This window comes from Paenibacillus sp. SRL342 (assembly GCF_984798905.1).
This window is the reverse complement of the sequence record NZ_OZ481790.1, coordinates 5,033,979-5,048,042: the sequence shown is the minus strand read 5'-3', so window position 1 is coordinate 5,048,042 and position 14,064 is coordinate 5,033,979. Positions and strand designations below refer to the sequence as shown.

Genomic DNA, 14,064 nt, shown 5'->3' with positions numbered 1-14,064 from the left:
CGGCAATATTAAACTTGCGAACTTACTTATGGACGAGCCGATACTTCGATACCATGGAACATTTTGCTTTGGCCTTCTTCATTGCGAATCGCTTTTTGCCAAGGTTCTTCAACATGCTCAAGTGCAAATTCAATCCGCTGCATCAACGCTTTACGTTGCTCAAGGTTATCCACAACCACCGAACGAATATGCTCCAGACCCATGCGTTCCACCCACTCGGAAGTCCGTTCCAGATAGTTACCTGTCTCACGGTAATATTGCATGATGGCGCCGCACAGTTCAATCAACTCTTCATCCGTTTTCACTTTGCACAGGGAATCAGCAAGTCTTGCTTTAATACCGCCGTTACCGCCGATGAAGATTTCCCAGCCGCCGTCGTTACCAACGATACCGATATCTTTGGTACATGCTTCTGCACAGTTCCGCGGACAACCGTTGACAGCATATTTAAACTTGGCTGGCAGATCCAGACGTTCGAATTTACGTTCGATGCGAGCGCCCATGGCCATGGAATCCTGTGTACCGAATCGGCAGAATTGGGAGCCGACACATGTTTTGACCGTACGCAGCGATTTGGCGTAAGCATAACCTGAAGGCATATCCAGTTCAGCCCAGACTTTGGTCAGATCTTCTTTTTTAACACCAATCAAGTCGAGACGCTGACCGCCAGTCACTTTGACTGCTTTCACATCATATTTGACTGATACATCAGCGATTCGTTTGAGGTCCGCTGGTGTAGTCACCCCGCCATACATCCGAGGTACAACCGTATACGTTCCATCCTTTTGAATATTCGCGTTCATACGTTCGTTAACAAAACGGGATTCTTTCTCATCTTCGTGTGTATCTGGTGCAATCATGCCAAGGTAGTAGTTGATCGCCGGACGACATTTGGAACAACCTTCAGGTTGACTCCAACCCAGTACATTCATGACCTCTTTGGTTGTTTGTAATCCCTTTGCACGAATCTCGGCTACAATCTCATCCCGTCCCATGGAAGTACATCCGCATATTCCCTGTTTGGCTCCACTGCTGAAACTGTCTCCAAGTACATATTGCAGAATCTGTTCCACAACCGGTTTACATCCACCGCAAGAGCGGGTTGCACCGGTACAGGCTTTGATTTCATCTACAGTAGTAAGGCCCTGGTTTGTAATGACATCAACAATGGTTCCTTTGGTTACCCCGTTACATCCACAGACGATCTCGTCCTCGGGCATCGTTTCAACAGAGGTTGCTTTCTTATGACCACCGCAGCCTGTACCCATGAGTGAACCATACAATTCTTCGGTCATTTCGGTCTGTTGTTTAATCAGCTTCTGCAATTCGGCAGAATCCGTAATGTCACCGAAGAGCACGGCGCCGACCATTTTATTATCACGAAGCAGAATTTTTTTGTAAGTCCGTTTCCAGTCATCTTTGTGCGAAATGACGATGTGCTCCGGACTGTCGATGAATTCACCGGTTGAAAAGACGTCTACACCCGAAATTTTCAATTTCGTGGATACAACTGAACCTTCATAAGGAGCGGTCTCCACACCGCAGATATGTTTCGCCAGAATCATACCTTGCTCGAACAATGGGGCAACGAGGCCGTAACATACCCCGCGGTGCTCTGTACATTCCCCGACCGAGTACACATTCTCAAGTGAAGTCTGCATATAGTCATTCACGACAATACCCCGGTTGACTTCCATACCGCTTTCGCGGGCTACAGCCGTATTTGGTTTAATGCCTACAGCCATGACCACAAAATCAACATTCAGAACCGTATCATCTGCAAAACGTATCCCTTCAACGCGTTCGCCGCCCAGCAGTTCGGAAGTCTGCGCACCCATCTTGAACCGGATACCCTGACGTTCCAATTCAGCTTTCAACATGGCTGAAGCTTGCGGATCAAGCTGACGCTCCATCAGATCCTGCATCAAGTGCACTACGGTAACTTCCATGCCAAGTTGTACCAACCCTTTGGCAGCTTCAAGGCCTAGCAGTCCGCCTCCGATAACGGCCGCTCTTTTATACTGTTTGGCAGCTTCCAGCATGACATTACAATCGGCGATATCGCGGAAACCGACAACACCTTCTTTGTCATGTCCAGGTACGGGGAGAATAAAGGAGTTGGAGCCTGTTGCAATGATAATTTTGTCATAAGGAACGCGAGTTCCATCTTCAGTCACAACTTCGTGTGTCTCGGCATCGATGCGTGTAACCGTTGTGCCTGTGTGCAGCGTAATGCCGTAATCTTCATACCAGTGAAGGTCGTTCAGCACGATATCGTCCAGTGTTTTGCTTCCTTCCAGTACATAAGACAACATAATGCGGTTGTAGTTAGGATAGGGCTCTGTGCCAAAAACAGTAATATCAAATCGCGTAGTTAATTTCAAAATTTGCTCAACGGTACTGATTCCTGCCATACCGTTACCAATGATAATGAGGTTCTCTTTTTTTCCGTTCATGTGTGTATGCCTCCTTGAATAGACGCTGTACATTACTCAAAATTTTAGTGGTTTATATTTGAAATTATACAAGTAGTTGACGACAGTTTATGTGATTTAATTCACTAATAAAGATAAAAGAGTCATAAATATAATAATGTGAGCCCCATCACAGAAAGTTATATTTATTTTCATACAAATAAGAAATGCGAACTATTGTTCTTATTTTGTTTTCGTTGTAAAATCGGAAATGGGCCGTATTGTTCCCGATTTCTTCGAAAGGACGTTTTTGCATCATGATGGGAAGATCCCACCTTATTATCGGGACAGGCGTGTCGCTTTCTGTTCTGCAGTTGGCCGGTATGCCGGTGACAGCGCCGGCAGTTACGGTTGCTCTGATTGGTTCGTTATTGCCTGACATTGATGAGCCGAATTCGCTGCTGGTATCCAAAGCCTTGCCTAACAGTCTGATCAGGCTGTTACAGACGATTCTGTTGCCCACAGCTGTATTTGTGTACTTCTATGTTCATGCCAAACCATGGAACCTGTTGCTTGCGATCCTCATTGCGCTCGTGTCATTCCTGCCTTCGCGTTCGCTTCGCAAAGTGTTGATGTTTGCGATTGGACTCGGGCTGGTCTTTTATGGTCACGCGTTCGCACCGTGGAACTTGATTGCAGGCAGTTTGTTAATGCTCTGCACCACACTGACTCATAGGGGACTGACACATACCCTGTACGGAACCGCAATATGGGCGGGCTTGTTGTACAGCACGACCCAGCAGCAGGGACCGGAGATCTGGGTAGCGGGAGGCACGGCATATGCGATGCATCTGTTGGCCGATTCACTCACCAATCGGGGTATTCGTCCGTTACCACCGCTCAAGTGGCGCATACGGGTGAATCTGATGAGTACAGGGACCAAGCGTGGGGCCGTTGTAGAGAATGTCTGCATTGTGCTTACTCTTATTTTGGCCTGGATTGCATTCTCACCGCTATTTCTATAGCCATCCAAAAACGCCAGCCCGCATATTGTGGGCTGGCGTTTACAGGTATGCATTTCATAATGAATGGATCGTAATAACCTAGCTAATTCAGGATTGAGAAGGAGAATCAGTCAGGTCGTCAATATCGGAAGAACCAAATACAAATAAAACAACAAGAATCACAATAATCAATAGCTCAGCGAACCCAGTTCCGTCAAAGTCAGACATCACTTCAACCTCATTTCTTGGCGTTAAGAATTGATTCTTTGTTGGAAAGCCCGTATAACATCATTCAACGTCATGTCCCCACCAATCTCATTCAGGAATTGCACCAGTTTGTCTTGATTCGATGGTGTGATATTTTGTAACGTTTTATATTGTCCGACCAGTTCAACGACCAGTGTAGCTTCTCGAAACAACGTGACCGCATCCACTCTTAACTTCCCACTGACCAGTAATGCTGCAACGATAAGTTCCAGATTTCTTCCTTTAAGGTTGCCATTGAGAAGGGTGTTTGCGGCATTTGTTTTTTTGGAGCCTTTATTCGATTTTCCATTCCTTCTCACTGCCATAACAGGTCCCCCGCTGCTTGGTGTTTAATTCATCTTCCGTTATTGTATCTTATGTTTAATTCCCTATAATGTTCGGCCTATTAATCTACGTATCTAACTGATATCGTTGTGAATATAAAAAAGAGACCTCCCGATTGTTAGGAGGTCTCTTGACAGCTATTACGCGTTATTAATTATGGTATTCATCGTTGTCCGATCAAGACCTTTGACCAGCTTCACGATCAGTTCTTTGGCTGCATCGTAGTCATCCGTATGAATGATGGAAGATGAGGTATGGATATAACGTGCGCAGATACCAATCACTGTTGATGGTACACCAATGCCACTCAGGTGAACTTGACCTGCATCGGTACCACCTGGTGAGATGAAATACTGCATTTTGATCTGATTGGATGAAGCCGTATCTTGAACATATTCCACCATTCCGCGATGGGTGAACATACCCGGGTCAAAAATACGAAGCAATGCGCCTTCTCCGATATGTCCAAAGGACTGTTTGTCACCTGTCATATCATTCGCCGCGCTACAGTCAAGTGCAAAGAAGATATCAGGCTGAATCAGATTGGCCGCCGTACGTGCACCGCGAAGCCCCAGTTCTTCCTGAACCGTTGCACCAGCATAGAGTGTGTTAGGCAGTTTTTCCTTGTGAAGCGCTTCAACCAGTTCAAGTGCAAGTCCTACGCCGTAACGATTATCCCACGCTTTAGCCATAATCTTCTTAGGATTGGCCATAGGTGTGAATTCACAGATCGGCACAATCTGCATACCTGGGTGGATGCCCCAAGATTCTGCTTCCGTACGGTTGTCCGCCCCAATGTCGAGATACATGGTGTTCAGATCCACAGGTTTGTTCCGCTGTGACTCATCCAGCAAGTGTGTAGGTGTAGAACCTACCACTCCGGTAATCCGACGATCAGGTGTGATAATTTCCAATCGTTGAGACAGTACAGCCTGACTCCACCATCCACCCAGTGGGCGGAATTTGATCATGCCTGTTTCTGTAATGCCCGTAGTCATGAAACCTACTTCGTCAAAGTGTCCGGCTACCATAACTTTGGGACCGGATTCCTCTCCGCGTAATACTCCAAATAGACTCCCCAGGCGATCCTGGACGAACTCATCGGTATAAGCGGAAAGCTTATCTTTCATCCAGCCGCGAAGCTCACGTTCAAAACCGGATGCGGAAGGAAATTCCGTCAACGTACGAAACATATCCATCGTTTTTTCATTCATGTGTCAACAACTCCTCTGTTGGTATGTATTTCAGGTCACAGTAGAACGGCTACCCGCCTGTTGTTATTTAACCACTGGTCACATTACAGTATGAACCTTGCGCAAGTGATTGTCCATGTTTATGTCACGTATTTAAGGCATGTTTTGGGCGCTTACCGTGTCCAAGTTTCATGACTTTATCCGCTTTAGTCTTAGTCCTGATGACACTTCAATGAATATGAATATATGGAGGAGATGTCATCATTTTGTGATGTTCTTTATGTTCGATATTTGTTTGTCTGTTTCAGGAAGGAGCTAAATATCCAATGAAGCCTCCAGAAGAGGGCACGGAAAAAGTACTGTTTATCGTTCTTTTTATCTTGCTCGTGATTGTTCTTCTTTATTTATAGAACGTATCTAAAAGTCCTTAGAACCGGCGTATTCGCATCCTGCTTCCACAACATGATCTTGTTGGAAACATATGCTGTCTGTCGCCGGATACATAACCTTCCGATTATTAACAAACAATGAATATAGGATTACACACACTGGCATTGAGCCGTAGCTTTGAACCATTTCACATAGAGGAGGTCTTGTATCTTGCCAGCTCAATCTGCATCGGGAAGCGAAAAAAAGTCGTCGTCCCTGTCCATGGATGAAAAGGAGTACAAAAAAGTCGCAAAAAAACATGAGCCGCCTCGTCCAATCCTGAAAAATTGCCTCAAGGCATTTCTGGTTGGGGGTACTGTCTGTTTGATTGGACAGGCCATTCAAGAGGCTTTTATGGCCGGTTTCGACATGACATCGAAGGAAGCTTCCAGTCCTACAGTGGCGGTCATGATTCTCATATCGGTTATTCTAACGTGTCTCGGCGTTTACGATAAAATGGCTCAATGGGCAGGAGCAGGAACTGCTGTGCCGGTTACCGGCTTTGCCAATTCCATGTGTTCTGCTGCACTGGAACATCGTGCTGAAGGACTGGTGCTCGGTGTAGGGGCCAACATGTTTAAACTTGCTGGTTCCGTTATCGTGTTTGGTGTCGTGGCAGCATTTGTCGTAGGGATTGTTTACGCCTTTTTGGGATTTGGAGGTGGGCACCTGTGAAACGATTGGGTCGCCAGACATGGCAGTTTGAGAATCGTCCGCGGATCATCGGTAAAGCCGCAGTTGTAGGACCAGAAGAAGGCGAGGGTCCACTGTCATCTGATTTCGATTATGTCTATGACAATCTCGAGATCGGCGAGAAAACGTGGGAAAAGGGAGAACGCAAACTGCTCGAACAGGCCTCTCAGCTGGCTTTGGTTAATGCAAATATCACCAAGGAAGAGCTTCAATTTTTTGTGGGTGGAGATCTGATGAATCAGATTATCAGTAGTTCCTTTTCAGCGCGAAAACTGGGTGTGCCTTACCTGGGTGTCTTTGGAGCCTGTTCTACTTCCATGGAAACGTTAGCGTTAGCGTCCATGATAGTTGACTCCGGGGCTGGAGATTATGTCCTTGCAGGAACGGTGAGCCACAACTGTACGGTGGAAAAACAATTTCGGTATCCGACGGAGTATGGTTCCCAAAAGCCGCCTTATGCGCAATATACCGTCACAGGATCAGGGTGTGGTGTGGTCTCCCGTACTGGTGATGGTCCCGTTGTTACCAAAGCCACGATTGGACGCATTATGGATTTGGGCATCAAAGATCCCTTTAACATGGGTTCAGCCATGGCGCCAGCAGCAGCCGACACCATAATCTCTCATTTCAGGGATACGGGATTGGAACCCGGCTATTATGATCTCATTGTGACCGGGGATCTGGCTTCCGTTGGTCTGCCAATTACGAAAGAGCTTTTGCAAAAAGAAGGCATTCCCATGGAACAGACGGTTTTTAATGACTGCGGCCTGATGATCTATGATCGGGAGAAACAGCCTTATGTTGTTGCCGGTGGAAGTGGCTGCGGATGTTCTGCCACCGTCACCTATGGTCACATTTTGAACCGGATGCAGAAGGGGGATCTTAAACGGGTGCTCGTCGTTGCTACGGGTGCGCTGTTATCTCCGATTTCGTACCAACAGGGTGAAAGTATTCCTTGTATTGCACATGCCGTAGCCATAGAAAAGGAGGGATAAAGGTAATGCAGTTCTTGTGGGCATTTATTGTTGGCGGTTTAATCTGTGTTATCGGACAGCTTCTAATGGATGGGGTTAAACTGACGCCAGCTCATACCATGAGTACACTTGTTGTGACAGGTGCGCTTGCGGATGCATTTGGCGTGTATGACCCCCTGGTTAAATTTGCAGGTGCGGGTGCAACCATTCCCATCACAAGTTTCGGTAATTCCTTGGTGCACGGGGCATTGACGGAGCTGGAAAAAGAGGGTTGGCTGGGTGTGATTACAGGGATTTTCGATCTGACTGCGGCGGGAATATCGTCAGCGATCATCTTTTCTTTTCTCGCGGCATTGGTGGTTAAACCAAAAGGCTAAACATAGAATGAGAAATCTACTTGAACATATTGCAACTCAACAGAGGCTCCGGATAACTTTTATCCGGGCCTTTTTTGTCGTATTCATGCGTGAACTGCGGTGAATCTGACGGGCTGGAAACAAATTGTGAGTTCCTTCGAGTGTACTCGTGACTCTGGATCATGTACAATAAAAGGAAATCTGTATGCTTTTTTAGGAGGTTAGACCACATGCCTGTGCGCAAAGAGTCGATCCAAATCATATCCGCAGTTCGTTCAAATCTGGAATCCTGTATTATGGGGAAATCCTTTGAAATTCAACTTTTACTTACAGCTTTGCTTGCAGGCGGGCACGTTCTGATTGAAGACGTACCGGGAACTGGCAAAACGCAATTAATCAAGGCATTATCGAAATCCATGCGTGGTGAGTACCGACGCATTCAATGTAATCCTGATATTCTACCAAGTGATATTACGGGCGTATCTGTGTTTCATCCGAAGGATGAGCGTTTTTATTTCCGGCCAGGTCCTGTGATGACCAACATTTTGCTAGCTGATGAGATTAACCGGGCCACAACAAAAACTCAATCAGCTCTGCTTGAGGTTATGGAGGAGCGCAGTGTAACCGTTGATGGTGATACGTATGATCTGCCACATCCATTCATGCTCTGTGCAACTCAGAATCCGATTGATTTTGAAGGTACGTACACTTTGCCGGAAGCACAACTCGACCGGTTTATGTTGAAAATAAGTCTAGGTTATCCCGATAAAGAAATTGAGAAAATCCTATTGAAACAGCATCAGCTCGGTCAGCCTGTAGATCGCCTTGAATCCGTGACTCATATGGACCAGATATCGGCAATCCAGCAGGAGATTAAAGAGGTCTTTATCGGTGATCCGGTTATGGACTATTTGTTGGATGTTGTTCGTCAAACCCGCTCCCACCCATCTGTATTGCTGGGTGCCAGCCCACGGGCAGCCATATCGTTCATGATGGCCGTAAAAGCCTTTGCTTTCTTGCAGGAACGTGATTATGTACTTCCGGATGATGTGAAAACGATGGCCCCTTATGTGATCTCTCATCGTATTGTGCTTCGTCCCGAATCGAGACTGGACAGTATGAGTTCCGAGGCCGTTTTGAAAGCCGTACTCCAGCAAGTACGCGTGCCCGTCTCCATGGGGCAATAGTTCATGAAGCCGCTTTTTAGAACAGTCAATAGAGGGTTACGCCACCCACGCGTATGGAGCATCGCAATGGTGTGGATGTGCTGTCTGGCTTATGTTTTGTTTCAGGGCGGGAAGACATCCCTTATGTTGCTGTCGATGGTGACCCTGCTCTGTGTGTATCTCGCCATTGCTGGATTTAGCGGGGTAAGACGTGCTCAAGGAGTTCGTAGGTTATCTTCTGGTCCAGACCACGAAGAATTGCTGCATGCGGGTGACCAGGTTCAAGTACAGCTGAGTCTGACGATTCCGGGATTCCTCCCGCTTCCCTATGTTGTTGTACGTGAAATGCTGCATCGACATAACGGAGAATCGTGGTCATTCAAGGAAAGTTTGATTCCCAATATGCGAGGTAATGGCGAGTTGTCTTTTCAGACACCGCCACTTGAGCGGGGAAAGTATGTTTTTTCAGAAACGGAATGTGCCAGCGAGGACATATTTGGACTGATTGAACATCGAGGAAAGTTTAAGGCCAAAGGTGAGTTTCGCGTACTGCCAAGAACGGTATTTATTCCATATTGGCAGCTCTACGACCGCAAATCACGGTTATCCGGTCCTCAGACGGCGTTAACCCGTTCACGGAGAGAGACCACTCAGATCAATGGTGTACGTGACTACGTATACGGAGATCGACTTTCCCGCATTCACTGGAATGCCACGGCAAAGACAGGGAACTGGAAGTCCAAGGAGTTTGAACATGAGTCTGTGCCCAAAACCATTCTGGTTCTGGATGCGCTGGCATCAAGTTATGAACATGGGGATGCTTTCGAAATTGCCGTTTCCACGGCTGCCTCTCTGCTGGAGTATGGTGTCAGGGAACGAATGGGGATGGGTTTGTTGACATTGTCAGAACAGACATCCTTCATGGCCCCCAGTGAAAGTCTGATGGAACGACAGAAGATGATGCATCATCTGGTGGATATTCAATATAACGGTCAGGATACCCATCTGTTGCCCGGCGTGGAAAGAATCGCACGTCAACTGCCTCAGGGAGCCTACTTTGTCGTGATTTCTCCCCAGAAGGATGAAAAAATAATGGAACTGTTGCGCTGGGCCGATACGCGGGGCATGACTCCATGTCATATTCTGATCGATACCAGTGAATCCCGCCGGAGTGCCGAGTGGAATGCCATGTTGCGTGGAAGAGGCACGAGGTCATTCACTGTTTCTCACTTGCAGGAGCTTCCAACGGTGATGGGGGGAGGTTCTGTATGAGTACAAAAGGAAATGAAAGTGTTGCAGGCAAACGATCCTGGTATCATGCAGCGTCGTTGCTCTGGATTTTCCTGATTGGAATGCAGTGGATTTCATTTACGCAGGAATCGTGGTACACGGAGACAACTTCTCTGGTGTTATGGACACTTGCAGCGGTCAGTGTGCTGGAGGTCATTCTGCCCTTCAAAACGATGTATCGGGCGATCATCAAGGCGGTCGTTGTTGGTTACATTTTGCATAAAACGCTAATTGATTATACGGTGTACATCCCTTATGGCTCTTTAACGGACCGAGCGGAACAATTCATATTACACATGACGCCGTACATCTGGTTCTCCCTGTGTGCATGGGTGATGCTTGAAGCTGCGCTTCGACTCGTGACCACAACACGTCGCATTCTTGTTTTTCTGGGTGTTAACATCATTTCGATGGGGATTCTCGATTCTTTCACTCAGATCCCACTCTGGATTGAAATCGCGTGGGTGATGTTTGCGGGGATGGGATGGCTCGTATGTCAGCATTTCCGTAACTATCAGCTACAGTATCCACAAGGTTGGAAACGAATCATCCGTTATCCTTATAAGGTCCTGGCCAATATTGCCATTATCTTTTCTTTGATTATTGTAGCCAGCGTTAATATGCCGGAGATTCCACCCACCTTGACGGATCCATACACAGCTTGGCGTAACTATACCGGAACTTCTACCAATCAGGCTGGTAATGGAAACCTTGATATTCCGACGGCTACCGAATCGGGATACAGCAGGGAAGACAATCAGCTTGGTGGAGGATTCAACTTCGACTATACCCCTGTCATGTCTGTCACCACCAATGAGCGCAGTTATTGGCGCGGTGAGACACGTGCAGAGTATACAGGCACAGGCTGGGATGACCGTGGACGGGGTTCAACAGAGAATGTTGAAGCCGGACAGCCTCTGGAGAACCAGGAATCCGGTAATGTGAATACCAAACAAGTGACTCAGAATGTAACGATGCTGAATGATAATGTCTATCCGATTCTCTTCGGTGCTTATTCGATCGCTGAAGTTAGCTCGATTAATGGTGAAGACAGAACGGAACGGATGTTGTGGAATGCCGAACAGGCTGAACTTCATGTGGTGACAGACCGTCAGCAACCGCAGTATCCCAAGACGTATACTGTCGTATCGGAAGCCCCTGTGATTGTGGAAGATGAGCTTCGTACGAAGTCATTTGAAGATCTGTATAACAGTAATCCGGCAGATGATATGTACTTGCAGTTACCATCCCGTTTCCCTGACCGGGTGTCAGATCTAGCAGCCGAGATAACGGCATCTGCGAATACTCCGTATGAAAAAGTGGCATTACTGCAAAACTATTTACAAACTAATTTTGAATACACGAACAATCCGGATTTATCTCGAAAAGTAAGCAGCGACTTTGTGGAAGGTTTCCTGTTCGACATTATGGAAGGCTACTGTGATTACTTCTCCACTGCGCTGGTGATGATGGCGCGCTCGGAGGGCATTCCTGCAAGGTGGGTCAAAGGTTATGCGCCTGGACAACTGTCCCTGAACTCGGACATGCAGGCTCCACGTCAACCTGGCGCGGAGATTGAGACGACCTACACCGTTACTAATGCAGATGCACACTCCTGGGCAGAGGTCTATTTTGGTGAGTATGGATGGATTCCTGTTGAAGCAACGCCGGGCTTTGATATGCCGCTGCTGACGGAACAGCCTGATGTACAACCTGTAGATGAGCCTGAAGAAGAGCCAGAAGAGGAGCCGGTACAAGAGGAAGAGCAGACCCCTGCACCTGAGCAGACATCGTCAGCCATCCCGACTTTTGTTATCTGGGCTGCAGGAGCCATTATTGTATTGTGGGTAGCATATATGTTCTGGCGTAATCGTTTCTCCATGCGATTCTTCCTGCTTCGTCTACGGACAGGTGGACCGCTCACCCCTGAACAGAAGGTAGTGGCAGAGACCGAGCGTTGGATTCAGTATGTGAAACGCAAAGGGTTGACCCGGAGCGGAGACGAGACACTTCGTGAATCGGTAACCCGCTGGAGCCAGGCAAAACCTGCTGCAGAAGCAACATTGCATGAGCTTCTCACGAAGTTTGAACAGACTCGTTACAGTCCAGCGTCCGTAACTGCCGACGACTGGAAGGGCGTCTATCAGACCGCCTTGAAGCTGCGGAAGGAACTGAAAGCGGAACGGGCATAGTTGTTGCCCGTCCCGTTTTTCCTTTTTTCCTATGCCATCAGGCGCTGTATGCATTTTCAGGAAAGACGGATTTGTGATATAGTGTGTCGTATGAAACTGAGGTGACTTCTTTGTTTAAAATGTTAATGCCCAAGCTGCGTGTAGACACGGTTTTTGACATTAATCTGGAAGAGCTGTACGCTCAAGGCTACCGTGGAATTATAACTGATCTGGATAACACACTCGTTGGAGCCAAAGCCGCTGACGCTACGCCCGAACTGATTGAATGGTTTGCACGTGTTAAAGAGGCGGGTTTCAAGCTGATGATTGTGTCAAATAACAATTTGAATCGTGTATCCCTGTTTGCGACCCCGCTGGATATCCAGTTTGTGCATAGTGCACGCAAACCATCGAATGTACCGTTTCGTAGAGCAATGAAAATGATGGAGTTATCTCCTGAGAACACGATTGTAGTAGGTGATCAGATGCTTACGGACGTTTATGGAGGGAACCGAATGGGGTTATATACCGTTCTGGTACTGCCAATCTCCATTGGGGACGAAGGTTTTATGACCCGCTTCAATCGACGCGTGGAACGGATTGCTCTAACGAGTTTACGCAGGAAAGGCTTATGGCTTGAGGAGGAAAAGAAGAAATGACAGAACCGCATAACGGCAATCTTGCCGTAAGGTGCAGCGGATGCGGCGTGCATCTGCAAACAGAAAATTCGGAATTACCAGGGTTTATCCCCGAGAAGGCATTGGATCGTGAACCGGTTATATGCCAGCGCTGTTTCCGCATCAAAAACTACAATGAGTCATCATCCGTTACGGTGGATCAGGACGAATTCCTGGCGCTGCTTAGCAAAATCGGGGATAAGGATGCACTTGTCATCCATATCGTTGATTTGTTTGACTTTGATGGCAGCATTATCTCCGGTCTGCAACGTTTTGTAGGCAACAATCCGGTATTGCTTGCTGTGAACAAAACGGACTTGCTTCCGAAAGTAACCAACTGGAACAAGGTTCGCAACTGGGTACAGAAGCAAGCCAAAGAACAAGGTTTGCGTACCGTGGATGTAGTCTTGTGCAGTGCAAAGCAAAATCAGGGCTTCGACCGACTGCTTGAGCTTGTAGGAACGTATCGCGAAGATCGTGACGTATACGTGGTTGGTGGTACCAATGTGGGTAAATCCACACTGATTAACCGTCTGATTCGTGATTACAGCGATCTGGAGCAGGAGCTGACCACCTCCCGTTATCCGGGAACAACGCTGGATATGGTGAACATTCCGCTGGATGATGGAAAATATATTATTGATACGCCTGGAATTGTGTATCCATGGCGTTTCAGCGAGATTGTTTCACGTAAGGATCTCGCTGCCATCATGCCTGAAAAACCGCTTAAACCGGCTGTGTATCAGTTGAATTCCGGTCAGACGCTGTTCTTTGGCGGCATGGCTCGATTTGACTTTGTGGAAGGTGATCGCCAGTCGTTCACTTGTTTTATCAGCACTGCGCTTGATATTCATCGGACGAAGCTGGAGCGTGCAGATGATCTATACCGCGACCACCTGGGAGAATTGTTATCTCCGCCAACCCGTGAGGATGCAGCAGAGATGGCGGAATGGACCAGACATGAATTCCGCATCAAACGCGGCAGTCAATCGGATGTATTCATCTCGGGTCTGGGCTGGATTAAGGTTAATGGCGATATTGGAGCACTTGTTGCTGTGCATGCTCCAAAAGGCATTCGTGTACAGATCCGTCCATCCTTAATCTAA

General features: G+C 47.3%; 13 protein-coding genes. 9 read left to right on the top strand and 4 right to left on the bottom strand.

Annotation, left to right across the window (positions count from 1 at the left end; translation table 11 throughout):
* Window positions 1-26: 26 nt before the first annotated feature.
* Window positions 27-2,456: a nitrite reductase large subunit NirB gene (nirB, locus tag AC4E8D_RS22265; protein ID WP_490205220.1), complete on the bottom strand. Its 2,430-nt coding sequence runs from the start codon at window positions 2,454-2,456 to the stop codon at window positions 27-29.
* Between the two features lie 275 nt (window positions 2,457-2,731).
* On the opposite strand from nirB, the gene AC4E8D_RS22260 reads away from it, so the two are divergent.
* On the top strand, window positions 2,732-3,439 hold the full coding sequence (locus tag AC4E8D_RS22260) for a metal-dependent hydrolase (protein WP_221821932.1): 708 nt from the start codon (window positions 2,732-2,734) through the stop codon (window positions 3,437-3,439).
* A gap of 87 nt (window positions 3,440-3,526) precedes the next feature.
* Here AC4E8D_RS22260 and AC4E8D_RS22255 read toward each other — a convergent pair whose 3' ends face one another.
* From AC4E8D_RS22255 to AC4E8D_RS22245, 3 genes are all read right to left on the bottom strand, one after another.
* Window positions 3,527-3,646 carry a twin-arginine translocase TatA/TatE family subunit gene (locus tag AC4E8D_RS22255; RefSeq protein WP_483874440.1) on the bottom strand — a complete coding sequence of 40 codons (120 nt, stop codon included), beginning with the start codon at window positions 3,644-3,646 and terminating at the stop codon, window positions 3,527-3,529.
* Between the two features lie 23 nt (window positions 3,647-3,669).
* Window positions 3,670-3,990, bottom strand: coding sequence for a hypothetical protein (locus AC4E8D_RS22250; protein WP_490205219.1), 321 nt, complete (start codon window positions 3,988-3,990; stop codon window positions 3,670-3,672).
* Between the two features lie 159 nt (window positions 3,991-4,149).
* Window positions 4,150-5,223, bottom strand: coding sequence for a M42 family metallopeptidase (locus AC4E8D_RS22245; protein ID WP_237174331.1), 1,074 nt, complete (start codon window positions 5,221-5,223; stop codon window positions 4,150-4,152).
* A 579-nt stretch (window positions 5,224-5,802) separates the two neighbouring features.
* Here AC4E8D_RS22245 and spoVAC point away from each other — a divergent pair.
* From spoVAC to yqeH, 8 genes are all read left to right on the top strand, one after another.
* Window positions 5,803-6,306: a stage V sporulation protein AC gene (spoVAC, locus tag AC4E8D_RS22240; protein ID WP_036615164.1), complete on the top strand. Its 504-nt coding sequence runs from the start codon at window positions 5,803-5,805 to the stop codon at window positions 6,304-6,306.
* Window positions 6,303-7,319 (top strand): stage V sporulation protein AD, encoded by a 1,017-nt coding sequence (gene spoVAD, locus AC4E8D_RS22235; protein WP_076214289.1) that lies wholly within the window; start codon window positions 6,303-6,305, stop codon window positions 7,317-7,319. Before spoVAC ends, spoVAD begins: the two co-directional genes overlap by 4 nt.
* Before the next feature lie 5 nt (window positions 7,320-7,324).
* Window positions 7,325-7,675: a stage V sporulation protein AE gene (spoVAE, locus tag AC4E8D_RS22230; RefSeq protein WP_339297529.1), complete on the top strand. Its 351-nt coding sequence runs from the start codon at window positions 7,325-7,327 to the stop codon at window positions 7,673-7,675.
* Between the two features lie 209 nt (window positions 7,676-7,884).
* Window positions 7,885-8,841, top strand: a complete 957-nt coding sequence (locus tag AC4E8D_RS22225; protein WP_221821935.1) for an AAA family ATPase — start codon at window positions 7,885-7,887, stop codon at window positions 8,839-8,841.
* 66 nt (window positions 8,842-8,907) lie between these two features.
* On the top strand, window positions 8,908-10,092 hold the full coding sequence (locus AC4E8D_RS22220; RefSeq protein ID WP_237175703.1) for a DUF58 domain-containing protein: 1,185 nt from the start codon (window positions 8,908-8,910) through the stop codon (window positions 10,090-10,092).
* Window positions 10,089-12,302 carry a DUF4129 domain-containing transglutaminase family protein gene (locus AC4E8D_RS22215; RefSeq protein ID WP_490205218.1) on the top strand — a complete coding sequence of 738 codons (2,214 nt, stop codon included), beginning with the start codon at window positions 10,089-10,091 and terminating at the stop codon, window positions 12,300-12,302. The genes AC4E8D_RS22220 and AC4E8D_RS22215 overlap by 4 nt, the downstream gene beginning before the upstream one ends.
* Before the next feature lie 110 nt (window positions 12,303-12,412).
* Window positions 12,413-12,940 carry a YqeG family HAD IIIA-type phosphatase gene (locus AC4E8D_RS22210; protein WP_221822062.1) on the top strand — a complete coding sequence of 176 codons (528 nt, stop codon included), beginning with the start codon at window positions 12,413-12,415 and terminating at the stop codon, window positions 12,938-12,940.
* The gene (gene yqeH / locus AC4E8D_RS22205; RefSeq protein ID WP_017687184.1) at window positions 12,937-14,064 is read left to right on the top strand and encodes a ribosome biogenesis GTPase YqeH; all 1,128 of its coding nucleotides are present in this window, start codon (window positions 12,937-12,939) and stop codon (window positions 14,062-14,064) included. Before AC4E8D_RS22210 ends, yqeH begins: the two co-directional genes overlap by 4 nt.